This window comes from Hydrophilobacter chitinilyticus, assembly GCF_049860745.1.
GTDB lineage: Bacteria > Pseudomonadota > Gammaproteobacteria > Burkholderiales > Burkholderiaceae_C > Rhodoferax_B.
The window spans coordinates 5,352,910-5,376,941 of record NZ_CP187561.1 but is presented as its reverse complement, the minus strand read 5'-3'; the positions used below and the strand labels follow the sequence as shown (position 1 = coordinate 5,376,941).

At 63.9% G+C, this 24,032-nt stretch carries 17 protein-coding genes, 1 other RNA gene and 1 pseudogene; 5 read left to right on the top strand and 14 right to left on the bottom strand.

All coding sequences use genetic code 11. The features are described 5' to 3' along the window. Positions 1 to 48: 48 nt before the first annotated feature. The 8 genes from ACPWMG_RS24095 to cysK all read right to left on the bottom strand — a co-directional run bounded on the left by ACPWMG_RS24095 (position 49) and on the right by cysK (position 10,251). Positions 49 to 2,820 carry an Hsp70 family protein gene (locus tag ACPWMG_RS24095; RefSeq protein ID WP_483302016.1) on the bottom strand — a complete coding sequence of 924 codons (2,772 nt, stop codon included), beginning with the start codon at positions 2,818 to 2,820 and terminating at the stop codon, positions 49 to 51. Continuing rightward, a complete protein-coding gene (locus tag ACPWMG_RS24090; RefSeq protein WP_483302015.1) occupies positions 2,820 to 4,685 on the bottom strand; it encodes an Hsp70 family protein in 1,866 nt (621 codons plus the stop codon). The genes ACPWMG_RS24095 and ACPWMG_RS24090 overlap by 1 nt, the downstream gene beginning before the upstream one ends. Then, positions 4,682 to 5,254 (bottom strand): DUF2760 domain-containing protein, encoded by a 573-nt coding sequence (locus tag ACPWMG_RS24085; protein WP_483302014.1) that lies wholly within the window; start codon positions 5,252 to 5,254, stop codon positions 4,682 to 4,684. The genes ACPWMG_RS24090 and ACPWMG_RS24085 overlap by 4 nt, the downstream gene beginning before the upstream one ends. Positions 5,255 to 5,370: 116 nt before the next feature. Further along, entirely contained in the window at positions 5,371 to 5,883 is a 513-nt protein-coding gene (gene phaP / locus ACPWMG_RS24080; protein ID WP_483302013.1) for a TIGR01841 family phasin, read from the bottom strand. Between the two features lie 191 nt (positions 5,884 to 6,074). Further along, the gene (locus ACPWMG_RS24075) at positions 6,075 to 7,130 is read right to left on the bottom strand and encodes a lysylphosphatidylglycerol synthase transmembrane domain-containing protein (RefSeq protein WP_483302012.1); all 1,056 of its coding nucleotides are present in this window, start codon (positions 7,128 to 7,130) and stop codon (positions 6,075 to 6,077) included. 25 nt (positions 7,131 to 7,155) lie between these two features. Beyond that, on the bottom strand, positions 7,156 to 8,394 hold the full coding sequence (gene clsB / locus ACPWMG_RS24070; RefSeq protein ID WP_483302011.1) for a cardiolipin synthase ClsB: 1,239 nt from the start codon (positions 8,392 to 8,394) through the stop codon (positions 7,156 to 7,158). Further along, a complete protein-coding gene (locus ACPWMG_RS24065) occupies positions 8,391 to 9,155 on the bottom strand; it encodes an endonuclease/exonuclease/phosphatase family protein (protein ID WP_483302010.1) in 765 nt (254 codons plus the stop codon). The genes clsB and ACPWMG_RS24065 overlap by 4 nt, the downstream gene beginning before the upstream one ends. Before the next feature lie 178 nt (positions 9,156 to 9,333). After that, the gene (cysK, locus tag ACPWMG_RS24060; protein WP_483302009.1) at positions 9,334 to 10,251 is read right to left on the bottom strand and encodes a cysteine synthase A; all 918 of its coding nucleotides are present in this window, start codon (positions 10,249 to 10,251) and stop codon (positions 9,334 to 9,336) included. A gap of 131 nt (positions 10,252 to 10,382) precedes the next feature. Here cysK and rnpB point away from each other — a divergent pair. After that, an RNA gene (rnpB, locus tag ACPWMG_RS24055) (RNase P RNA component class A) lies at positions 10,383 to 10,827 on the top strand. A gap of 62 nt (positions 10,828 to 10,889) precedes the next feature. Here the strand turns inward: rnpB and ACPWMG_RS24050 are convergent. The 5 genes and pseudogenes from ACPWMG_RS24050 to ACPWMG_RS24030 all read right to left on the bottom strand — a co-directional run bounded on the left by ACPWMG_RS24050 (position 10,890) and on the right by ACPWMG_RS24030 (position 15,736). After that, positions 10,890 to 12,284 carry an NAD(P)/FAD-dependent oxidoreductase gene (locus ACPWMG_RS24050; protein ID WP_483302008.1) on the bottom strand — a complete coding sequence of 465 codons (1,395 nt, stop codon included), beginning with the start codon at positions 12,282 to 12,284 and terminating at the stop codon, positions 10,890 to 10,892. 28 nt (positions 12,285 to 12,312) lie between these two features. Beyond that, a pseudogene (locus ACPWMG_RS24045) lies at positions 12,313 to 13,257 on the bottom strand (MBL fold metallo-hydrolase); the annotation flags it as partial. Positions 13,258 to 13,392: 135 nt separating this feature from the next. Further along, complete coding sequence (locus ACPWMG_RS24040) at positions 13,393 to 14,034, bottom strand: flavin reductase family protein (RefSeq protein ID WP_483302007.1); 642 nt, start codon at positions 14,032 to 14,034, stop codon at positions 13,393 to 13,395. A 10-nt stretch (positions 14,035 to 14,044) separates the two neighbouring features. Continuing rightward, the gene (locus ACPWMG_RS24035) at positions 14,045 to 14,791 is read right to left on the bottom strand and encodes a GntR family transcriptional regulator (RefSeq protein WP_483302006.1); all 747 of its coding nucleotides are present in this window, start codon (positions 14,789 to 14,791) and stop codon (positions 14,045 to 14,047) included. A 15-nt stretch (positions 14,792 to 14,806) separates the two neighbouring features. Beyond that, a complete protein-coding gene (locus ACPWMG_RS24030) occupies positions 14,807 to 15,736 on the bottom strand; it encodes a polysaccharide deacetylase family protein (RefSeq protein ID WP_483302005.1) in 930 nt (309 codons plus the stop codon). A gap of 270 nt (positions 15,737 to 16,006) precedes the next feature. On the opposite strand from ACPWMG_RS24030, the gene ACPWMG_RS24025 reads away from it, so the two are divergent. The 4 genes from ACPWMG_RS24025 to ACPWMG_RS24010 all read left to right on the top strand — a co-directional run bounded on the left by ACPWMG_RS24025 (position 16,007) and on the right by ACPWMG_RS24010 (position 21,537). Further along, positions 16,007 to 17,194, top strand: coding sequence for an ABC transporter substrate-binding protein (locus ACPWMG_RS24025; RefSeq protein ID WP_483302004.1), 1,188 nt, complete (start codon positions 16,007 to 16,009; stop codon positions 17,192 to 17,194). 119 nt (positions 17,195 to 17,313) lie between these two features. After that, on the top strand, positions 17,314 to 18,192 hold the full coding sequence (locus ACPWMG_RS24020; RefSeq protein ID WP_483302003.1) for a branched-chain amino acid ABC transporter permease: 879 nt from the start codon (positions 17,314 to 17,316) through the stop codon (positions 18,190 to 18,192). A gap of 41 nt (positions 18,193 to 18,233) precedes the next feature. Further along, positions 18,234 to 20,822, top strand: a complete 2,589-nt coding sequence (locus tag ACPWMG_RS24015; protein ID WP_483305330.1) for a branched-chain amino acid ABC transporter ATP-binding protein/permease — start codon at positions 18,234 to 18,236, stop codon at positions 20,820 to 20,822. Between the two features lie 154 nt (positions 20,823 to 20,976). Next, positions 20,977 to 21,537, top strand: a complete 561-nt coding sequence (locus ACPWMG_RS24010; RefSeq protein ID WP_483302002.1) for a hypothetical protein — start codon at positions 20,977 to 20,979, stop codon at positions 21,535 to 21,537. A 284-nt stretch (positions 21,538 to 21,821) separates the two neighbouring features. Here ACPWMG_RS24010 and ACPWMG_RS24005 read toward each other — a convergent pair whose 3' ends face one another. After that, positions 21,822 to 24,011, bottom strand: a complete 2,190-nt coding sequence (locus ACPWMG_RS24005) for a phosphocholine-specific phospholipase C (protein WP_483302001.1) — start codon at positions 24,009 to 24,011, stop codon at positions 21,822 to 21,824. Between the last annotated feature and the right edge of the window lie 21 nt (positions 24,012 to 24,032).

Genomic DNA, 24,032 nt, shown 5'->3' with positions numbered 1-24,032 from the left:
GCGCCGGATAAACGCTCGATCTATGTCACCCGCATGTTCACCCGCCAGCTAATCCACCAACTTCAACCCCACTGGCAGCGATTCACCAAACACGCGCTTGGTGTCTGCCGCGTCCAGCTCGGTGACTTCGCGCACCATCGTCATCCACGCGGGTGGCACGCGGGCGGCGGTGAGTCTGTCCAGCACGCGCTGGCGCAGGGCGTCGGGAATGTCGCGGGCGCGGTCGCCGGTGGCGCGGGCGATTTGGGTGGCGGCGAAGGCAACTGGTTCGGCTTGTGACCAGTCGCCGGCGAGCAGGGCCTCCAGCCAAACGGCGGCGACGTCGGGGGGCACGACGTGGTGCAGGCTGGCGTACAGCAGCTGGCGCGCGCCGATGCGGCCTAGAGCCCACCAAGTTTGCGGACTCTCACCGGGCTTTTGCAAACGCTGCAGCAGCCAGTTGCCGAACTGCACCTTGTTGGCCACAGACAAACGCTCGAACGATGCGGCCATGCGCAACATGTCGTCCAAACCTCGCATGCGCGGGCCTTCGGGCGCGGGAATGTCTTGCCCGCCCACGGGCTGCAGGTAGTAGGCGATGGCTTCGAACACCATGTCTTGTTGCTCGGCGGTGAGCCCACCGGCGATGCGGCGCCACAGAATCCACCACTCCGACCACTGTTGCGGCTCGTGGCTGTGGGCGATGCCGGGGCCGAACAGCTCCCACATCTGCCGCACGCACCACTCGTCCAGCGGGTGGCCAAAGCCGGGGCGTAATGCGAAGCCGGTGAGGTTGAACCACTGGCGTTCGTGTTGTGCCGTGCGGCGGCGGCGTTTGGCGTTGGCGAGCAACTGGGTGAACAGCGCGCGCAGCAGCGGCGTGTCCCAGCCGTCGCGGTTGCCCAGCAAGCGCTCCAGCGTGGCGCGTAATTGTTTGACCTCTTTGGGCTCTACGTGTTGACTGCGGTCACCGAAGATGCGGGCAATCGCGGCGGTGGCGTCGGCCAAACGCGGATGGGGTGGGTTCGGTGGGGCGGCGATGGGCTCGGTGGACTCTGCCGCATCGCCACGCAATTGAAATTCCAACTGCCAGCGTTGGCTGGGGTTGTGCACGGCGATGCAGTGCATCTCCAAGGTGCCGACTTCGGTCAGTGCGGTGCTCAAATGCACCAGCACTTCTCTTGCGGTGCCGTCGCCTTGCACCACCGTGGCAATGGGTGGTAGGCGCACGAAGCCGGGGGCGGACAAATTCACCAGCGTGCCGGGTTGGGCATGCACTTCTGCAACGCTGCTGGCCAAATAAAAGCGCACGGGGCGGCCCAGACGCAGGGCGAAGGTGCGGTCGGCCAGGGTGCTGGCTTGGCCTTCTTCGGCGCCAAAGGGCAGCACGCAGATGCCGCGTGGCGAGGCGGCGCCGGTGTGGTCTTCGTCGTCCAGCACCAAGAAATAGCTGCGTGCCGAGCCTCCGCCGATGCGTGGCGCTTTGCCTGCGCGGGCCAGTGCATAGGCCACGGCACCGCGTGCCACCGCTGCATCGAGGTGCGGGTTGTGCAGCAACTGCAGGGGTGCTGAAGCCCAGCCGTTCAAGGTCTCATGCAGGCGCTGCACTAGCGTTTCAGCATGGAACACGCCGCCGTTCAGCAGCAGGGCATCAGGCTGTTGACCGGGATGGTGTTGCAAGAAAGCGGCGATGTGGCGCGTGATGGCCGCGTCGCTGGCATACGGCAAGCCGAACGACACCAAGCCGCTGCGCGCGCGTTGCGTGGGCGCGTGGGCTGCAACGCTGGGGAAGAAACCTTCCACCAGCACACGATCCAGATCGGCGCGTGACAACGGTGCAGAGCGTGCCCCGCCGATGAGTTTGCTGCCGCTGCCCAGCAGCGTGACGGTGGTGCTCTGGGGCGCACCGGGGCTCCACAGCAATTCTTTGGCGGCGCGGCAGCGCTGGGTGAGTTGTGCGAGCTGCGTGGCAGACAAGCGCTCCGACCCACCTAAGCGGGACTCAACCAGGTGGGCCAGTGCCAAGTCCATGTTGTCGCCGCCCAGCACCAAGTGGTCGCCCACGCCGGTGCGGGTGAGCTTGGGCGCACCGTTTTCGCCATCTGTTGAATCGACGTCGATCAACGTCAAGTCGGTGGTGCCGCCGCCCACGTCCACCACCAACACGCGGCGCGTGGTCTTTAAATCTTCACCAAGTGTTTTGCGGTGGCCGTAGACCCAGTCGTAAAACGCAGCTTGCGGTTCTTCAATCAGCCGCACCGTGGGCAGGCCTGCCAGCCGTGCCGCTTCGAGCGTGAGCGCACGTGCGCCTTCGTCGAAAGACGCGGGCACGGTGAGCACGATTTCTTGTCGCTCCAGCGGCGCTTGCGGGTGCTGCGTATTCCACGCCGCACGCACGTGGGCCAGGGTGCTGGCGCTGGCCGCCAGGGGCGAGATTTTGGCGATGTCATCCGCTGCGCCCCACGGCAAGATGGCGGCGGTGCGGTCTACCGCCGTGTGCGATAACCAGCTTTTGGCGCTGGCCACCAAACGGCCTGGCACTTGCGCACCCAGTTCCAATGCGAAGCGGCCCAACACGGCAGGCTCTGCAGATGGCCAAGGCAGTTGCAGATCTGCGGCCTGCAGCGTGCCCGGCGCGGCATGAAACCGTACCGAGGGCAGCAGCGGTATTGGTGCCACTTCGCCCGCCGCAATCAACTGCGGGATCGCCAGCACCTGCACCTTGGCCGACCCGCGCGCCGAGGCGTTGGCATAGGCCATCACGGTGTGTGTGGTGCCCAGGTCGATGCCGACGATGTAGGCCGGTTTTGCCGACGGGGCTTGTGCCAAGGCCTGCGCCATCAGTTCTCCGCGCGAACCTCGAACTCGACCTTCCAACCCCCAGCGCTGGTTTCGCCCGAACGTGGCACAGCCAACAGTTCCAGCGTGCCGATTTCCGACACACGTGCGTGCAGCTTCACCGGCACTACTTCGCCCACGGCGCGGCCTTCTGCCGGCAGCGTGGCTTCGATCTCGGCCAGTTCTTGCAGTTCGTCTGGCGTCCAGAAGTCGAGCAGGGTGCCCACGGCATCGTCGCGGCGCACGCTGGAGCCGAAGAAGCGAAAGCGCACGGCCTCGCCCACCACCAAACCAAACTCTTGTGGAGGCAGGGCCGCCTCGGTGCCTTCTTCCATGCCAAACGGCGCCACACACAGGGCTTGCACCGGCGGCTCCAGCCCCGGCACGGCGGGCATGGCAGATTCCACACCGACGTAATAGGCCATGGCCGTACCGCCACGAATGCGAATGCCTTGGCCGCCGCGCACGGTGCCATAGTAGGCGGCGCCACGGGCAACGGCGAAGTCGAGGTCAGCACCGTCGAGCAAACGCGCGGCAGGCGCGCCTTCGGCTTGCAGCCAGGTATTCAGCGTAGCCAAGGTGCGTTGCACCAGCAGGTCGGACTTGAACACACCACCGTTGAACAACACGGCGGTAGGGTGCAAGAAGCTCGCGTTGTCTTGCGGCGCAAAGCCTTCCAACGCGGCGGTGGCGCCGACCTGGCGGCCCAGCAACGCGGCCAAGTGGCGCGTCACCGCTGCGTCTTGTGCATAGGGCAGGCCCAGTTGCGTCAAGCCCGCACGGGCGCGGCTGATGGGGCGGGCGTCGCTCGCCACCTGCGGGAAGAAGCCTTCCAGAATGGTGGCGGTGAGCGCGTCGCGGCGCAGCTCGGCGTGGATCGAGCCGCCAATGAGGCGCGCGCCACGGCTGGGGATGGTCAGCGGCACGGCTTGCACTTCGGCGTCGCTCAGCAGCTTTTCTTTGGCCAGGCGGCAGGCGTAGGTGAGGGCGCGCATTTGCCAGGCGTCCAGCGCCTTGCCGTCGGCAGCTAACTGGCGTGCCACCACGTGGGCCAACGCCAAGTCCATGTTGTCGCCACCGAGCAAGATGTGATCGCCCACGGCCACGCGGTGCAGTTGCAGGTTGCCTTCTTGTTCGACCGCGGCGATGAGCGAGAAGTCGCTGGTGCCGCCGCCCACGTCCACCACCAAAATCACGTCGCCTACTTTGACCTGCTTGCGCCAGGCGCCGCCGCTTTGCGCGATCCAGCTATAGAGCGCGGCCTGGGGTTCTTCAAGCAGTGTGACGCCGGTGTAGCCAGCGGCCTGCGCGGCCTCTGCCGTCAGCTCGCGCGCGGCGGGGTCGAACGACGCGGGGATGGTGACGGTCAGCGCTTGCTGCTCAAACGGCGCGTCGGGGTGGTTGTGGTTCCACGCATCGCGCAAGTGGGCCAGGTAACGCGTGCTGGCTTCCAGGGGCGAGATGCGCGCGATTTCTTCTGGTGCGCCAGGTGTTGTGCCCGCCACTTCGGTGGGCAAGATGCCTGCACGGCGATCCACACCAGCGTGGCACAGCCAGCTTTTGGCGCTGGACACCAAACGGATCGGCGTTTGCGCGCCATGGCTGCGCGCCCACTCGCCCACCACCGCATCGCTGCGGCTGTGCCACGGCAGCGCCAGGTCGCCCTCGGCAAATTCGCTGGCATGCGGCAGGTAGATGAAGGATGGCAGCAGCGCGTAGTCTTGCACCGCGCCGGGGCCGCTTTGCTGCGCGATGGGCAGGATTTGCGGTGCGGTTTCGGGGTTGGCCAGGTCGACCCACGACAACGCACAGTGCGTCGTGCCCAGGTCAATCCCGATGGCGTAGCGTGCGCTTGGCTTGTCTGTCATAGCTCCACCTCGGCAGCCGCGATGATGCGCGGGTCATGGCCTTCGGTGGTACGCGGCAGGCGCACGTCGGTGGCTTTCCAGCCGGGGTGGCGCAGCGTGCCGCGGAACGGCGCGTTGCCGACCACGTTGCCGGTGAGGCGGTTGGCGCTGGCGTCGAAGCCGGCTTCCAGTACCACGCGGCTGCCTTCGGGCTCAGCACGCGCGGGCGCCAGCGTGAAGTGTTCTTGCAGCACCTTGCGGCAGCCGGCGTGCACTTGGCGGGCGGCGCCGCCGATGTCGGCGTCGGAGTAGTTGGCCACGTCTTCCTGGATGAAGTCGACAAAGCGGGCTTCGCGTTGCAGCAGGCCCAGCAGTTGCAATGCTGCATCTGGCGTGGCGACTTTCAAAACCGGAGCGGGCGGCGGTGCGATCGGAGTTGGGTTTGGTGCAGGCGTGGGGGCGGGCACTGGCGCAGGTGCTGCAGGCAAAACACCGTCGCGCGCGTCTTGCACAAGGGCCGCCAACTTGGCGTTGCCGATCACGGCAAAGCCCAAAGCCAGGCGGGCGAAGAAGGATGGGGAGGTGGTCATGTGTTCGGCTTTCTACAAAGACAAACGGCCCGGTAAAACCAGGCCGTCAGGCGATATTGTCGCTATTGTCCCCGATGCGCAGCCGGGGCTGCGCGAACAAGGGCTTTGCAAAAGGCTTAAGCCTTGATTTCGAGCTGCGAAGTCACGGCTTGCACCGCCTTGTCGGTGGCAACTTTGGCCGAGGCTTGTGCGGTTTCAAACGCGTTGGTGGCGGCGGTCACCACCGACTTCACCAGGGCCACTGCGTTTTCGCTGCCGGCAGGGGCGTTCTTGGCAGCGGCTTCCACGATGGTGGCGAATTCGGCTTTGGCGGTGCTGGCGGCCGATTCGGCAAAGGCGCGCACTTCGGTGCTGCTGGCGGTGGCAATGGTTTGCACGTGCTGCAGGTAAGCGGCGGCTTTTTCAGGTGCGGAATTGGCGGAGGTGGTCACCAGTTCGATCAGGTCTTTGGGGTCTTTGGCGGCCAGTGCGGCGGCGCTGGTGGCTTGGGCTTCTTGCAGCGTGGTCTTAGCCACTTGCAGGTTCAGGTGCACCAGCGATTGGGCGCCTTCAAACAGGCTGTTCGACAGGGCGAACAGGTTGTTGACGGCGGATTTTTGGTTGGCGGCGATTTGTTCGAAATTCAGCATGGTGTGGTCTCGTCTTGAAGAGTGAAGAAGGGCGGTACAGGATTTATGCTGCACTGCAACATAAGCGGACTATACCCCTCAGCCCCCGAATCACTTCCAGACTCCAAGCTCTAATCGCGAACGTTGAATTTGCGCAACGACATGCAACTTGATGCAACCAAAACGCTCTCGCTTTGGCAGCCGATTTGCTATCAATTGGGAAGCGTTTTACGCGCGTCCTGCATGCCTGAAGTGACGTTTTTGTTTAAAACTTCGCTGATGCCGAAGGCAATGATCGCCAGCCCCAGCGGCAAAAAGAAGTACATCAAACGGTAGGCCAATATGGCGGCCAGCGCTTCGGGCTGCGGCATGTAGGGCGACAACACGGCCACGCCTACCGTCTCCAGTACGCCCAGCCCGGCGGGAATGCGCGAAATCAGCCCCGCCACCGCGCCCAGCAGCACAGCGGCAAGGGCTGCCGGGTAAGGCACCTCTTGGCCGCACAGCATCCACACGGCACCGCCCATCAAAGACCAGTTCACCGCTGACACCAGCACCTGCAGCGCGCCACCGTGCGCATGCGGCAGTGGGAATGTGTGGTCGCGCCACTGCAGCGCGCGGCCCCCTCGCCAATGGCAGGCCGCCACATACAGAAGCGGCAGCGCAAACAAGACGCCGCCAACCCACGGCAAGGCACTGGTGCTGAGCCCCCAGGCTTCGGGCAGTTTGGGTGTCCATGCCCACAGCACAGCACCGGCCAACAAGAAATAGCCCAGCCAGTTGGTAATGATCGACAAGCCCAGAATCTGCCCAAGCTGCAGCGCACCAATGCCTTGGCGCCCATACAAACGCAAGCGCACTGCCGCACCGCCCAGAATTGAGCCGATGTTCAGTGCGAACGGGTAGGCCACCAAGGTAATGGCCACCGTGCGGCCTACGCTGAGGCCGGTGTTGGTGTACTTGCGGCCAAACAAATCAAAAGTGCTGTAGAGCAAGTGACTGGACAACGCCAACAAGCCACCGGCCAGCAACGCGGGCACGGGCAGCGCCAGGCAGGCCGACCACACGGCGCCCCAGTCGATGGTGCGCGCGTTTTGCACCAGCAGGTAAACGATGAACAACGCAAAGGCCACACCCAGGCTGGAGGCTAACCACGGGCTGGCGGGGTGCTTGCGGAGCTGGTGCACGCGCTGCCAAAGCGTAGAACCGCCCTTTGCCGCTGCCTTCGTGATGATGTTTGGGGTGTTGGCGGTGGTAGAGGTTGGCATGGCGATGCTCCTGCGGGCTCTGCCGTTAAGCGGTCGGCGTCAAGCCTTGCGCTTGCGGCCCCAGCTTGGTGATCACGGGCGCATGCTTGGGCAGCCAACCCGCCCAGGTAGGGAACCAGCGCATCAAGTGGAACACCACCACGCTGCGGGCCACGCGCAAGCTGTCCCAACGGCTGGGTGCTGGCGCTTCTACCTGGCGGCAACTGTGCTCCATCAAATGTGACAGGCGTTCAAACAGGTGCGCGTTGAACTCGCGGTCGCGGATGATGACGTTAGCCTCCAGGTTGAGCGACAGGCTCAATGGGTCGAGGTTGCTGGAGCCCACGGTAGACCACTCTTCGTCCATCAGCGCCACCTTGCCGTGCAAGGGGCGGTCGCAATACTCGTAGATGCGCACACCAGCGCGCAGCAGATGGTCGTAAAGCAATTCGGCCGCCGTGCGCACGATGGCCATGTCGGGCTGGCCTTGCAGCACCAGGCGCACGTCCACACCGCGCTTCGCGGCACGGCGCATCTCGCGGATTAAGCGGTAGCCGGGGAAGAAGTAGGCGTTGGCAATCACCACACGATTTCGCGCGGCGCGCAGGGCCATGCGGTAGTGGCGCTCGATGTCGTTTCGGTGGCGGTGGTTGTCGCGGGTGACGAACAGGGCTTGTGCGGGGCCAGCTTCGGCGGGTTTTGAAATCGCACCGTTTAGCTTGGCGTGCGGCGCACTACGGTTTTGCGATCCCGAAGCGTTGGCGAAGGCCACCACCGCATGCGTGAACTGGTGCAACTCTGCCACGATGGGGCCGCGCACTTCCACCGAATAATCTTGTTTGGCCTCGGGCCCAAAGTCGGCCAAGTGGTCGGCCGAATAGTTGATGCCGCCGATGAAGCCAATCGTGCCATCGACCACCACAATCTTGCGGTGCATGCGGCGCAGCACATTGAGGCGCTGGCCCAGAATGGCTTGGCCGGGGTCGAACATGCGAAAGTGCACACCGGCTTCCACCAGCGGGTCGATGAAGGCGGGGGGCAGGTCGGGCGAGCCAAAACCGTCGACCAAAACGTGTACCGTCACACCGCGCTGTGCCGCTTTCAACAGTGCTGCATGCAGACCTTGACCCACCTTGTCATCAAACAAGATGAAGGTCTCCAACATCACCTCGTGCTGCGCCGCCTCAATGGCTTCAAACACACGCGGGAAAAAGGCTTCGCCGTTTTCGAGCAGTGTGAACCGGTTGCCCGGCGTCCATCGGTTGGGGCGGCGCATGGTTTTCATAGGGCAATCTCGGCGGCGAGTGGTGCGTGGTCAGACAGCTTGTGCCAAGGGTGCCGTGGCAATGGCAGCGGCACATGCATACGCGTATTGCGCACGTAGATGCGGTCCAGTGCGAGCATCGGCATGGCCGCTGGAAATGTGCGGATGGCCCGCCCACCGGCCTGCATGAAGATCTCGTTCAAACCCGCTTCGCGGTGCAAGATGCCGTGTGCGCGGCCTCGCCAGTCATTGAAGTCGCCGGCCAGCACCACCGGTTCTCCAGCGGGAAAAGAGTTCACCAAGGCGGCCACCTTGTGCAACTGGCGTTGACGGTGTGATTCCCGCAGCCCCAGGTGCACGCAAATGGCGTGGATGGGCGGGTGTTCGCCGGGCGGTTGCACAATGCAGTGCAGCATGCCGCGCCGCTCGGGGCCGCTGATGGAAATATCGTGGTTCTCCACCTTCACGATTGGGAACTTGGAGAGCAGCGCGTTGCCGTGGTGGCCGTGGTCGTAGACCGCATTGCGGCCATAGGCATGTTGTGACCACAGGGTATCGGCCAAAAATTCGTAGTGCGGCTCTTCGGGGAAGTTTTCTACCCGCGCCAAGTGGCGATGGTGGGTGCCCAGCACCTCTTGCAAAAACACCAGATCGGCGCCCACGCTGCGCACGGCTTCGCGTAGGTCGTGCAGCATGAAACGGCGATTGAACGAGGTAAAACCTTTGTGCACGTTCACGGTTAAAACCTTGAACGTCACGCCAGCGGTGGCGGAAGTGGTCATGAAAGGCAATCGATGTTCACGGTAGTTCATGATGGCACATGAATCGGCCACAAAAGTGGCAATGAATCGATTGTCCGAGCCGACCTTGGTCACGCCTGTAGGACGGGTGGCCGTTCACCTGTGCACCAGGGGCGCGTGGGCCCGAGGTGCACCAGAGTGGTGTGTGAGCTGTGTTTCGTTACGCTGGCAAAAAGCCTTCAATCGACAGGTAACGCTCGCCCGTGTCGTAGTTGAAGCCCAACACCCGTGCGCCCGCTCCCAGTTCGGGCAGTTTTTGCGCAATCGCGGCCAGTGTGGCGCCAGACGAAATGCCGACCAACAGGCCTTCTTCACGCGCAGCGCGGCGTGCCATTTCGCGGGCGGGTTCGGCGTCCACCTGGATCACGCCGTCGAGCAGCGCCGTATCCAGGTTCTTCGGGATGAAGCCCGCGCCAATGCCCTGGATGGGATGGGGCGCCGGTGCACCGCCCGAGATGACCGGCGACGCCACAGGCTCCACCGCAAAAACCTTCAGCTTGGGGAAGCGCTCTTTCAACACCCGCGCGCAGCCGGTGATGTGCCCGCCCGTGCCCACGCCGGTGATCAGCGCGTCCAGCCCATCAGGAAAATCCGCAATGATTTCCTGCGCTGTGGTGCGCACGTGCACGTCGATGTTGGCGGGGTTTTCAAACTGTTGCGGCATCCATGCGCCCGGCGTGCTTTTCACCAACTCTTCGGCGCGGGCGATGGAGCCCTTCATGCCTTTTTCACGTGGGGTCAGGTCGAACGTGGCGCCATACGCCAACATCAACCGGCGGCGTTCCAAAGACATGCTGTCGGGCATCACCAACACCAGCTTGTAGCCCTTCACGGCTGCCACCATGGCCAAGCCAATGCCGGTGTTGCCAGAAGTGGGCTCGATGATCGTGCCGCCCGGCTGCAAGGCGCCGGACTTTTCAGCCGCCTCGACCATCGACAGCGCAATGCGGTCCTTGATCGATCCACCGGGGTTGCTGCGCTCCGACTTCACCCAGACATTGGCCGTGGCGCCAAACAAGCGGTTGATACGGATGTGCGGCGTGTTGCCAATGGTTTGCAGAACGTTGTCAGCTTTCATGGTGCAGGTCTCCTGGGCGGGTGAAATATGTGGGCCACAGCATAAGGGAAGCCATGTGCGCTGTCGCCCATAAGCTTAGATCGTGTGACGGGACGATTTTGAGGCCGCCGATGCACGATAATCCACTCCGTGAAGCTCGCCAGACCGCCGCTGGTGCAATCATGGAAACATGGCACTGGAGGAACGTCCGGACTGCATAGGGCAGCGTAGCAGCTAACGGCTGCCCACCGTGAGGTGAGGATTAGAGCAACAGAGACGAGTCTGAGCGGAGTAACTTCCCACCTGGGGTGTTCTGTGGAGACGGCGCAAGCCGTCGCCGCATGGTGTAAGCCATGCGGCTCACGCGTAAGCGTGGCATCCACAGCCACCCTGGGCGGCGAAGCCGCCCAGGGTGAAACGGGCAATCTCTACGCGCAGCAATACCAAGTAGGCCAACGTTGACGGGGCCCCCGGAGTTGGCGGGTAGGTAGCACTGAGCCGAGGGGTGACTCTCGGCCAAGATTAATGGCGGTCACACCCGCGCAGCCGCAAGGCGGCGTGGGTGCACAGAATCCGGCTTATCGGTGAGCTTCACACTATTCAATTAACAAAAGCGGCCCTGCATGGTGGCCGCTTTTGTTCTGCAGAACGCAATGTCTCTACGGCGTTCGCGCTTCTGGCACTTCAGGCGCGGTCGGCGCATGCACGCCTTCATCCGTCTTATTCCCCACCACTACGCGCGCGTTGCGGCGGAAGTGCAGGTAGGCGCTGGCCCAGTCCATCAGCACGATGAGGCGGTTGCGGAAGCCGATCAGGAAGTAGACGTGCACAAACAACCAGAACAACCACGCCACGCGCCCTGAAAAGCGCAGCGGGCCGAAGGGCGTGGGCAGGTCGACCACGGCGGAGTTGCGGCCGATGGTGGCGAGGTTGCCGTAGTCGCGGTAGCGGAAGGCCTGGGTGGGCTGGCTGGCGATACGATGCAAGATATTTTCAGCAGCGGTGCGCCCCATTTGTTTGGCGCCGGGCGACACGCCGGGCACGGGCTTGGGCGGCTGGCCGGGCACGTGGCTTTGTGCGGCGGCGAGGTCGCCGATGACGCTGATCTCGGGGTGGCCGGGCAAGCTCAAGTCGGGCGACACGGTGACGCGCCCGGCGCGGTCTACCGTGGCGCCGGTGGCCGTGGCGACCAACTTGCCGAGGGGCGATGCGGCCACGCCTGCGGCCCAGACGATGCAACTGCTATCGATGCGGTAGCTGGTGGCGCTTTCCCCCGGTGTGGCCGAGGGCGTTTCGACTTGCAAACCGGTGCCGTCGATGTGCACCACCCGAGCGTTCACACGTACCTGCACACCAAGCGCTTCCAACTGCACTTGCGCTTTGTGGCTGAGCACTTCAGGCATGGCCTGCAGCACACGCGGGCTGCCTTCGATCAGCAGTACTTGGGCATGCGCCGGGTCGATGTGGCGGAACTCGCCCTTCAGGCTGTGGCGCGCAATCTCGATCAAGGTGCCAGCCATTTCCACGCCTGTGGGCCCGGCGCCAATCACAACGAAGGTGAGCAGGGCCTTGATGCGGGCGGGGTCGGTTTCTTTCTCGGCCGCTTCAAATGCCATGAGCGTGCGGCCACGGATGTCGAACGCATCGGCCAGCGTCTTCAAGCCTGGCGCCATGGGCGCCCACTCGTCGCGGCCGAAGTAGCTGTGCGTCGCGCCGGCGGCCACGATCAAGTGGTCGTAAGGCACGGGCGCGGCGTCTTTCAACTGCACGGTGCGCGCCTGCACGTCTACGCCTGTGACCTCGGCCATCAGCGTGGTCACACGCGGCAGGCCACGGAACAACGAGCGCGTAGGCGCGGCGATGGACGGTGCGGCCAAACCCGACGTGGCCACCTGGTAAAGCAACGGCTGGAACAGATGGTGGTTGGTGCGGTCGATGACGGTGACGTCCACGTCCGCGTGCTGCAATTTGCGCGTGGCCTCTAAGCCGCCGAATCCGCAACCGATGATGACGACACGAGGGCGAGACGATGGGTTGGGCGTAGGCTGGGGCATAGAGGATTTATGTTCCTAAAAGTTGAAGTTAAGTTTGAAGTTGAAGTTGGCGAATGCGTTCGACGTGCGCCATGAGCGAGCGCTCGGCCACCGGCCACAGGCGCTCGGGCACATCGCCATACACCTGCGTGACCCACTCGCGTGGCGTGCCTTGTGGCGCGGCCTGCATGGCGGCCAACACCTTGGCCTCGCGCTGCAGCCGGTGCGCTTTGAGTTGCGCGATGGCCTGCGTGGCCGCACCCAGCACGTAGCCGTGTGCGGGCAAGATGAAGTCGATGCCGTGTGCAGCACACGCGGCGGTCAACAGGTCAAGCGAGTCGAGGTAGGCGCTCATGTTGCCGTCAGGCGGGCTGATGACCGTGGTGCTGCCGTTGAGCACGTGGTCGCCCGAGAACAGCAGGCCGTCTTGCACCAGCACCAGGCACACATGGTTGGCCGCGTGGCCTGGGGTGTGGAGGGCCAGCAGGCTGTGCTCGGCGGCTTGGCTTTTGAGCGTGAGCAGCTCTTGGTTTTGCAGGATGCGGTCGGGCGTGAACTGGCTGTCGGCGCGCGCGGTGGCGGCGGAGGGGATGCCCAGAATCGGCGGCGTGGGGCGGCCAGCCTCGGCCACCAGCGCCTGCAGCGGGCGAGCACCGGGCGAGTGGTCGGGGTGCGAGTGGGTGCAGACGATGGTGCGGATGTCGCCCCCCGCCGCTTGCCACAAGCGCTGTAAATGCGCGGGGTCGTGGGGGCCGGGGTCGATGGCGATATAGCCGGTGTCAGCGTCGCCCACCAGGTAGCTGTTGGTGCCGGGGCCGGTCATCATGCCGGGGTTGGGCGCGGTCAGGCGCTGCACGTTTTGCGTCAGCGCAACCGGGCGCTCGGTTTGCCAGTCTAGGGCGTGGAGCCGCTCGCGGCAGGAGCCCACAAGGGCCAGTTCGCCGTAGGGCTGTTCGTGTTCTTGGAAGCTTGCCTCGGCGCCGGCAAGGCTGCCCACAAGCGCGCCCTGTGCCGCGGTGGCGGGGCTGGAATCGTCGAGGATATGGATGCGTTGGGCGGGTCGAACCATGCGCGAATTACAGCACGCCCGCGAATATCCCTTTTGTCAGATGACGTCTAGGGTTTGATCTCAGATTTCGTCTATCGCGGTGGCGTTTGTTGCCGTCGATTCGCTGCTCTTGCTGTCAATCGAAAAACGATCGCGTGTGTTCACATAAAAGCTCGCGCCAAACCGCCCCACCGGAAAGTAGTTCTGCAGCCGCACGCGCCACGACTCGGTGTCGATCAACCCCTCGCGCGCATGCAGGGAGCGCACTTGGCCGATGAAGATCTGCCGGCTCGTGGTCTCGAGCAACTCATACAACGTGCATTCAAATGCCACCGGCGCCTCGGCAATGCGCGGCGGCGCCACGTGTTTAGACGGCACGGGCGTCAGCCCCACGGCGGCCAGCTCGCTCACGTCGGCCGGAAAGTTATCGCCGCAGCGGTGCATCTGCTCGGCCATGGCTTCGTCGGGCAGGTGCACCACAAACTCGCGGCTGCGCACGATGTTGGCGGCCGTGTGTTTCATCAGTCCGTCTTGCAGGCGGTTGATGCTGACCATGACGATAGGCGGCTCTTCACCCAGCATGTTGAACATGCTGAAAGGCGCAGCGTTGACCACGCCGTCTTCGTTGATGGTGGTGATCAACGCAATCGGGCGCGGCACGATCAAACTCGCCATGAGTTTGTAGCGCTGGTATTCGGTGATCTCGGTGAAGTCGATGTCCATTAAATACTCTTCAAACTAAGCCGAGCATTTGTGCCAGGCTCTTCTCGGATTGCGGTTTGTCCAGGCAGATGCGTTGCTCCAGGTCGAGCAAATGCTCCTGCATCACTTTCACGGCCTTGGCCGGCTCGCCGGCTTCAATGTGGTCGACGATGCGCGCGTGTTCTTCGTGTTCACACGCGGCGTTGCCCGGCGGCTCGTACAGCGCCACGATGAGCGAGCAGCGCGAAATCAGCTCGTGCAGGTAGCGGTGCAAGATGGCATTGCCCGACAACTCGGCCAGCCGCAGATGAAAGCCGCTGGCCAGGCGCGCCCAGGCCGGCTGGTCGGCGCGATGCAGGGCGGCGTGCTCTTCCTTCAGTTGTTTGCGCAGTTGGCCGATCTCAGCCTTGGTGATGCGTTGCGACACCAGTGGCACCACGGCGGCCTCCAACTGCTGGCGCGCCTCAAAAATCTGCCGGGTTTCTTCAGGCGTGGGCGCGGCCACCACGGCGCCACGGTTGGGCCGCAGGTCGACGATGTGGTCGTGCGCCAGGCGCTGCAACACCTTGCGCACGGTGGCGCGGTTCACGTCAAACAGGGCGCACAGCGCCTGCTCGGGCAGCTTGGTGCCGGGGGCGATGCGCTGGTTCATCACGCTCTCGAACACCGAGCGGTAGATGCGGCTTTCGTTCTCGTTCAGGCCGGTGATCAGCTCGGCGGTGGTGTCTACGGCGGCGGCCGAGGCGGTGGCCGAAAGGGTGCGTTTGCGTGTGCTCATGGATGGGGATTGTGCTTAAGCCGGATGGCCCAATTGTTCCATGTGCTCGCAAATAGCCCCCGGCGTGGTGAACCATACCTGCCCCGCGTCACGCAGTTGCGCCAAATGCGCTAGGGCGCGGCGCAGGTGGCGCAGCCGGTACGGTTGGCCCACGATGTAGGGATGCAGCGCAATGCCCATCACCAGCGGCTGGCGCGCCGACTGGGCCAGCATCTCGTCGGTGTTGTCGATGATCATCTGCGCGAAGTCCTTGGCGTCGAGCTGGCGGCCCATGATCATCGGAATGTCGTTCAACTCCTGCGGATACGGCACGGCCCACAGCGGGCCGTTTTGCGTTTGCATGCGCATGGGCTGGTCGTCGTGGCACCAGTTCAGCGTGTAGCGGTAGCCAGCGCGGGCCAGCAGGTGTGGGGTGTCGCGGCTTTCAGAAATCCAAGGCGACAACCAGCCCGCCGGCGCCCGTCCGGTGGCGTGGGCGATGCGGCGGGCGCAGTCGGCCAGCAGTGCATGTTCTTGCTCGGCGGCCATGTCGCCCTGGCGCTCGGCGTTGGTGTGGCCGTGGCCAACGATCTCGTCGCCACGGGCGATACACGCGTCGACCAGTTCGGGGCAGTGGTCGAACAGGGCGGTGTTCAGCAGTGTGGCGGCGGGCAGGCGCAGTTCGTCAAACAATTCAAGGCAGCGCCAAGCGCCCACGCGGTTGCCGTATTCGCGCCAGGCGTAGTTCAGCACGTCGGGGTGCGGCGACACAGGGCCTAAGTTGGCGCCCAGGCCTTCGCCAAACGCAAAGTGCTCCAGGTTGAAGCCGATGTACACCGCCAACCGCGCGCCGCCGGGCCAGTGGTAGTCGGGGCGCTGGGTGGTCGACGTGATGGCTGAATAGGGAAACAAGCCGTGGTGGGCGAGGGGGCGCGAGGCGTGGCCGTGTGAGGCTTGGAAGTTCATGACGGGTTGCGTGCACTTGTTTTGTGCGGAGCCTGTTTGTTGTTGGTGCGGTTTTCAGGGGCTTGCTGCACAACGATGCAGCGTTAAACAGGTGAGCAATTTTGGTGCCTGTACCGAACAATCGTGAATCCAGATTGTTGACAACTTTAAATTAACTTTGTCGCCAATAAATTTCTGCGTTTGTTTGCAAAACTTAACAATTGGCATGGAGATTGCGTTGTGCAGCCGGTTTTAGTCCTTCCCTTTCTTACTAACTGACCGGAGATCCCCATGTCCCTGTTTCGCCGCACCTTCATCGCCGCCGCCGCGGCTGCCAGCACCCTGGCGCTGACCAGCCTGTCGGCCCATGCCGAAGACACCATCCGCATCGGCTTGGTGACCGCCTTGTCGGGCCAATCGGCCAAGGCCGGTGAAGCCATCACGCGTGGCCTGGTGGTGGCCATTGACGAGATCAACGCCAAGGGTGGTTTGCTCGGCGGAAAGAAGCTGGAACTGGTGCGCCGCGACGACGAAGGCAGCCCCGCCAAAGGCGTGGTGGCCGCGCGCGAACTGATCTTCAAAGAAAAGGTGGCGGTGCTGGTGGGCGGGCTCGACACGCCGGTGTCCATGGCCATCGTGCCCTTGGCCAACCAAGAGAAGGTGCCGTTTGTCGGCCCTTGGGCGGCGGGTACGCCCATCACCAAAAACGGTGCCAGCCCGAACTACGTGTTCCGCGTGTCGGCCGTGGATGAAATCGTCAACAAAGCCATGCTGCAGTACGCGCAGAAGACCTTCAAGTCGGCCAAGCCCGGCATGATTTTGGTGAACAACCCTTGGGGCGAGTCGAACGAAAAAGGCCTGAGCGCCGCGCTGGCCGCACAGAAGATGGCGCCCGCTGGCATTGAGAAGTTTGAAGCCAACGACCTGGACGTGGTGCCCCAACTCACCAAGCTCAAGGCGGCTGGTGCCGACACCTTGTTCCTGGTGGGCAACGTGGGCCCATCGGCCCAGGTGGTGAAGTCGCTCGACCGCATGGGTTGGAAGGTGCCCGTGGTGTCGCATTGGGGCCCCGCAGGCGGCCGCTTCACCGAGCTGGCCGGCCCTAACGCCAAGACCGTGCACTTTGTGCAGACCTACAGCTTCTTCGGCAAACAAAGCCCGGTAGGCGAGAAGGTGATGAAGGCCTTGGTTGCCAAGTACCCCGACGTGAAGGGCGCCGACGACGTGACCCCCGCCGTGGGCGTGGCCAACGCGTATGACGCCATGCAACTGGCGGCCCTGGCCATCAGCAAGGCCGGCAGCACCAATGGCGACGCCGTGCGTGAAGGCTTCTACAAGATCGACCGTTACGAGGGCCTGATCAAGACCTACGTGAAGCCCTTCACCCCAGAGGTGCACGACGCCGTGACCGAAAACGACTACGTGTGGGCGCAGTTCATCGACAACCGCATCTTGCCGGTCAACATGGCCACCAACTAAGCGGTTCTTGGCTCTCTAGCCCGGGTCATGCGTGGCCCGGGCTGCTTTCTTTTTTTTGACGATTTGACGCACAGCGCCAGGTTCTTCCGCCGGCCGTGTAGACGACTCTGGAGAATCTGATGTTATTGATGTCGGCGCTGATCAGCGGCCTGGGGCTGGGCAGTATGTATGGGCTCATGGCCCTGGGCTTTCACATCACCTATGCCGTCTCGGCCACGGTGAACTTTGCACAGGGCAGCTCGATGATGCTGGGCGCCGTGCTCACCTTCACCTTTGTGCAAACCATGGGCTGGCCCTGGCTGGTGGGCTTGCCCTGTGCGTTGGCGCTGTGCGCGCTGTACGGCGTGCTGGTGGAGTTTTTGGCCGTGCGGCCGTTTGTGAAGCGTGGCTCCAACGCGTGGCTCATGGCCACCGTGGCGCTGGGCATTGTGCTCGACAACCTGGTGATGTTCGGCTTTGGCAAAGAGCCGCGCAACCTCACGTCGCCCTTGGCTGTCACGCCGATTCAGTTGGGCGACATAGGGCTCGGCGTGTATCCGCTGCAGTTATTGATTCCGCTGGTGGGGCTGGCGCTGGCCGCCGCCCTGCATTTCGTGGCGCGTCATACGCGCTGGGGTGTGGCGCTGTTGGCCACGCAGCAAAACCGCGATGCCGCGCGGCTCATGGGCATTCCCGTGAAGCGCGTGGTGTGGGTGGCATTTGCGTTGTCCACCTTGTTGGCCGGTGTGGCCGGTGCGCTGGTGGCGCCGCTGTTCAACGTGCATTCCGACATGGGCACCTTGTTTGGGCTCAAGGCTTTTGCCGTGGCCATTTTGGGTGGCATCACCAGCGCGTGGGGCGTGGTGTTGGCCGGGTTTGTGTTTGGCATTGGCGAGGCGTTGATCACGTCGACACTCGGCTCCAGCTACACCCAAATCATCATGTTCTCGCTGGTGATTGTGGTGTTGGCGGTGCGGCCGAATGGCTTGTTTGGGCGCATGGAGGTGAAGAAGGTATGAAGCGCGAGATGATCGATATGCCGCAGGTAATCGTTGCCCCAATGCCCGCGCCACAAGCTGCAACGCGTGCACCGTTCCTGTCGCTCGGGTCGCCCACCGCTATCGCCCTGGTCGCGGCCACGCTGCTGGCCGCGCTGGGCCTGGCCTGGTTCGTCAACGGCTACTTTGTCTATGTGCTGGCCAACGTGGCGCTGCTGGCGCTGGTGGGCATTGGGCTGAACGTGTTGCTCGGCCTCACAGGTCAGGTGTCGTTTGGCCACGCGGGCTTTTACGCGCTGGGGGCTTATGTGGTGGCGGTGCTCAGCACCCGTTGGGGCTTGAGCTTTTGGGTGGCCTGGCCTGTGGGCGTGGCGTTGAGCGCCGTGCTGGGCTTCTTCTTGGCGCTGCCCGCCATGCGGGTGAAGGGGCCGTACCTGGCCATGGTCACCATCGCCTTTGGCTTCATCGTCGAGCACGGCATTGTGGAGTGGCGCAGCGTGACCGGCGGGCAAAACGGCATCATGGGTGTGCCGTCGCCCAAGCTCATCGGTTGGGCGCTGGGCGAGCGCGGCGTGGCCTCGCTGGCGTTGGTGGCATGTGGGGTGGGCCTGGCGCTCTACACCTGGCTGTCGCGCAGCGCCTGGGGTGCGGCCATGCGCGCGGTGAAGGACAGCGAAACCGCGTGTGAATCGATTGGCGTGAACCCGGTGCGCATTAAGGCTGTGGCGTTTGCCATTTCGGCCGCGTTTGCGGGGTTGGCCGGTGGCTTGTTTGCACCGCTGTCTGGCTTTGTCACGCCGCAAGGCTTTGGCATGTTGCAGTCGATCCTGTTTGTGCTGGTGGTGATGATTGGCGGCGCGGGCAGCATCGTCGGGCCGTTGATTGGCGCAGTGGTGGTGGGCGTGTTGCCCGAGTTGCTGGCCAGCCTGGAAGAGTACCGTTTGCTGTTTTTCGGTTGCATGTTGCTGGTGGTGTTGTGGGTCGCGCCGCAAGGTGTGGCGGGCATGGGTGCGGGGCTGATGCGGCGCTTGCGTCCGGCTGAAGAATCTGCCGTAGCACCGGCGGATATGGCACCGGTTAACGAGCCTGTTGTCTCCGCGACGCCGGTCAAACCGCGCGGCGCTTTGTCGGTGCGCGGCCTGGGCCGTGTGTTCGGCGGCGTGCGTGCCGTGCACGATTTGAGCTTCGACACTTTGGCCGGCGGCGTTACCAGTTTGATCGGCCCCAACGGCGCCGGCAAAACCACCGTGCTCAACATGCTGAGCGGCTTTTACCAGCCCACCACCGGCTCGTTTGCGTTGGAGGGCAAGCCCTTGGCGGGTGAGGTGAGCGACAAAGCGCTGCGCCAAGCCGCATGGCAAATCGCCCGCGCTGGTGTGGCGCGCACCTACCAAACGTCGCAGTTGTTTGGCACGCTGAGTGTGGAAGACAACGTTGCCCTGGCGCTCGATGGCGGCAAGCTCGGCGGCCTGCTGCAAGCGGCGCGCTTTCACGCCCCCGCGTTGCGCGAATCCGCGCGTGCGCTGCTGGCGCGCTGCGGCTACACCGGCGCGCCCGACGCCTTGGCCGCAGACCTGCCACACGTCGACCGCCGCCTGGTCGAAATCGCACGCGCGCTTGCCACGCAGCCGCAAGTGCTGCTGCTCGATGAGCCCGCCGCTGGCCTGTCTACAGAAGATAAAGAACGCCTCGGCGCGTTGCTGCGCAGCATTGCCGCGTCTGGCATTGGCGTGGTGGTGGTCGAGCACGACATGAGCCTGGTGATGGCCGTGTCCGACCGCATCGTGGTGATCGACGCCGGCCAGTTGCTGGCCGTGGGCAGCCCCGCCGAGGTGCGCGCCAACCCGGTGGTGCGCCGCGCGTATTTGGGTGACTCGGGTGATGAGGGCGAAGGTTCAAGCAAGGCCGTCAACACCCGTGTGCGCAATCCTGCAGCAGCCGAATGGCTGGGCGTGGGCCAGTTGCAAACCGGCTACGGCGCCGCACCCGTGTTGAAGGGCGTGAACATCCAGGTGCGCCGTGGTGAACTGGTTGCGCTGCTGGGTGCCAACGGCGCCGGCAAGTCCACCTTGATGCGCGCGCTGGCCGGACTGCAGCGCCCGGTGCAGGGCGGCATTCACCTGCAAGGCCACGAACTCGGCGGGCTGGAAGCCGAGCAAATCGTCGCGCGCGGCCTGGTGCTGGTGCCCGAAGGCCGGCAAGTGTTTCCCGAGCTGAGCGTGCGCGACAACATCCTGCTCGGCGCGTTTCTACATCCCGCCGAAGCCAAGGCTGGGCTGGAGCAAATGCTGCAACGCTTTCCACGCCTGCGCGAACGTTTGCACCAGCGTGCCGGGCTGCTGTCCGGCGGGGAACAACAAATGCTCGCCGTGGCGCGCGGCCTCATGAGCCGCCCGCAAGTCCTGCTGCTCGATGAGCCCTCGCTCGGCTTGGCCCCGAAGATCATCGAAGAACTCTTCGCCACGCTAGATGCGTTGCGCGACGAATCCATGACCGTGCTGCTGGTCGACCAAATGGCCGCGCTGGCCCTGTCGCTGGCTGACCATGCTTATGTGTTGGAGGCCGGGGAAGTGGTGGCGCAGGGATCGGCGCAAGCGCTGGCGAAGGATGGGGCGTTGGTGAAGGCGTATTTGGGGGGCGGGGCTGGGTGAGGAAGGGATATTGATGGAAAAGATCGCTCAATCTTCAGGTGTCTCCGGATCGGCAGGGCCACCAGCAAATGAACAGCCAACGGCGGTCACCATTACCCGAGACGGCAATTTTTGTTATCTTGCGGCGATGAAAGTCAAACCTCGCTAGCCTTTTATGTCTACTGGCCTCGATCCTCGATTCTCATCCCCTCGTATAAAAATCGCGACGGCTCAGGCAAGCTTTGCCCTTGCTATTCGGCTCAAATCCGAGGTGAACGCTGGACGAATACGTGAAACCATCTACGAGCGAGAGGTTGCCATCATTACCGGCGGCTCGGGCTTATTGCTGCCCGCTGATCACAGGCCACAGCGGGAGGACTTGCAAAACGGGATCTCAAATCTTGTCATCATGGCACTCGGTGCTTCGGCTCTCACAACCGATGAGACGCTAGACCAAGTATTTGGAAAACCGACCCATGACGCGGGAACTCATCGAGCAGGACTTCGTATCCTTGTAAATCAAATGCGGAACGCTTTTGCCCACAACCCTTGGAGGCCAATGTGGCAGATATGGCCGAAATTTCAGGCCATTCATCAAGTGAATCTTGGCGCAGAGGGAGGTTTCAAATTTGATGCAACTTTATTGAATGGAGAAGGAGTCAAGCCCGAGGATATTGGCGGGCTTGAGTCGTGGATCAAGGTTCTGAAATATTGCGAAGGTATCGTCCCGGGCTAACGTGCCTCAACTTGCTTCGGGATATGCCAAGGTATCCGGGGCGATTCGATTTCCAGCTCGCCAGCGCCCTCATCTCTGGATAAAAATCTGGGTTCCACTCGTTGCCGGCCAAGCCTAGCCCGGCCGCAATGGCGAGCGACATTTAATGACTGCCGTGCGGGATGCAGTGGCTGTGCGGCGGCGTGATTTCATTGCTATATAAAAAACCCTCGCCACGGCTTGCGCCATGGCGAGGGTTTTGTCATGCAGCACTCACCGAGCCGGTCTGGTTCGGCGCGCGTGTATTAGCCCACGCGCAGTTGGTCGCCGATGGCGGTGCCGAACATGGCCGGATCGGTGAACGAGGCCAGTCCGGTTTCGATGCGGCCGGCGAAGCGGCGGCTGAAGTCTGGCTGGCCGGCGACCTTGGCGCTGAAGTCGTACCAGTAGCCACTGCTTTTCATCTGCAGGCGAATGGTCTGCTCGCTGCGGGCCGGCAGTACGTAGCTGCCCGACTGCGTGCTGTAGGCGTTGGCTGCCAGCGTGATAGTGCAGGGGGCGGTGCCGCTGTTCATGAGGCGCATCACCAGTTCGCCGGTGACGCCGTCGCAGCGCACTTGCACGTCCGGACGAGGTTGACCAGCAGCCACGGCGCGCAGGGCGTTGCCGGTGAAGTGGCGGTGGTAGCCGTTCGGGCCGAGCACCCACAGGTCGTAGGCGCCACCGGCCACGGGGCTCCAGTTACCGGTGAGCGACTTGCCGGGCTCCACGGTGTAGCGGCGTGGAATGGCGGTCAGGTTGCGACGGTCGTAGACGTGGAACACGGCGGCCTGGCGGCCGGTGTTGCCGAACGTGAGCGAGACCTGCGTGGCCGCCAACGTGGCGCCGGCCACGATGTCGCAGGTGGTGTGCAGCTCGTAGGGGAGGGCGCGCGAGGGGCGCACACCGTCGGCCTGCACGGGCAGCGTGGTGGTCTGCGGCATGTTGGGCGTGGTGCGGCCGGCCAGCGCGCGTGAGCGGTTGGCCAGGGTCAGCGTTTCGGGCAGGCTGGCGAAGAAGGCCGTGTCGTTGGGGTCCGCAAAGTTGAGCGTGGAAGTCAAATCACCCGCCACGGCGCGGCGCCAGGCGGAGATGTTGGGCTCCATCACACCAAAACGGGCTTCGATGAAACGGATGACCGAGGTGTGGTCAAACACCTGCGAGTTGACCCAGCCGCCACGGCTCCAGGGCGACAACACATACATCGGCACGCGTGGGCCCATGCCGTAGGGGCGCTGCATCAGCGCGACTTCGTTCGGGTCGTTGTAGTAGCCGTCGTACGGCAACATCACGGTGTGGTATTCGCCGGTGGTGTCGACGGTGGAGGCACCGGCGTAGTTGCCTTGGCTCAGGAAGGATGGTGCGGCGGGTGGCGGCACGTGGTCGAAGAAGCCGTCGTTTTCATCGAAGTTGATGATCAACACGGTCTTGGCCCAAACGTCGGGGTTGGCCGTCAACGCGTCGAGCAAGCGGGCGGTGTAGTCCGCGCCTTGTGCGGGGCTCGAAGGGCTGGGGTGCTCGGAGTCCTTCGACGGCGCCACGATCCACGACACCTGGGGCAGCTTGTCGGCCAGCACGTCGGCCTTCAACAAGTCCAGGTGGCGCGTGCTGACGCCGCGTTGGCGCAGGGCCTCCGAGTAGCCCGGCTTTTGGAACCAGGCGGCGCGGAAGGTTTTGAACCCGGCCAGTGGGTTGTCGGTGTAGTTGTCGGCCATGTCTTCGTAGACTTGCCAGCTGATGCCAGCGGCCTGCAGGCGCTCGGGGTAGGTGGTCCAGGAGTAGCCGCCGTCGCCGTTGTCTGCGTCAAACCAGTCGTAGTCGTTGTAGGTGGCCGGGCCGTTGCCGCGTCCCAGCGGGTCGTTGGTGCCGGTGAACAGGAACAGTCGGTTGGGGTTGGTGCCGGTTTGCGAGGCGCAGTGGTAGTCGTCACACAGCGTGAAGGCGTTGGCCATAGCCCACTGGAAGGGCAAGTCGGCCTGGGCGTAGTGGCCCATGGAGTGGTTGCGCTTGCTTAGCGGCCAGTTGTTCATGCGGCCATGATCCCAAGCGGTCTGGGCGTCGATCCAGCCGTGCGGCGTGCCGTTGACGCGCATCAGCGGGAAGTTGTCGACGGTGTTCAGACGGAACGGGGCCAGCACGGGCGGCGTGGCGCCAGCGGTCGCGTTGGGCTGGTACCAAACGTTCTTGCCAGTGATGCCGGCAGAGTTGGCCACGGGAATCGGAAAGCGGTCGGCAAAGCCGCGCACGCCGTTGAGCGTACCGAAGTAGTGGTCGAAGGAGCGGTTCTCCTGCGTGAGCACCACGATGTGTTGAACGTCTTCAATCGTGCCCGCGCGGCGGGCGGCGTTGATGGACAGCGCACGCGCGATGGCGGGCGGGAACGTGGTCATGGCGGCGGTGGCGCCAGCGGCGGTGCCGACGGCGCGCAAGAAACTGCGGCGATTGGTGTCAGTCATGGGGTGGCCTGCGAATGTGGG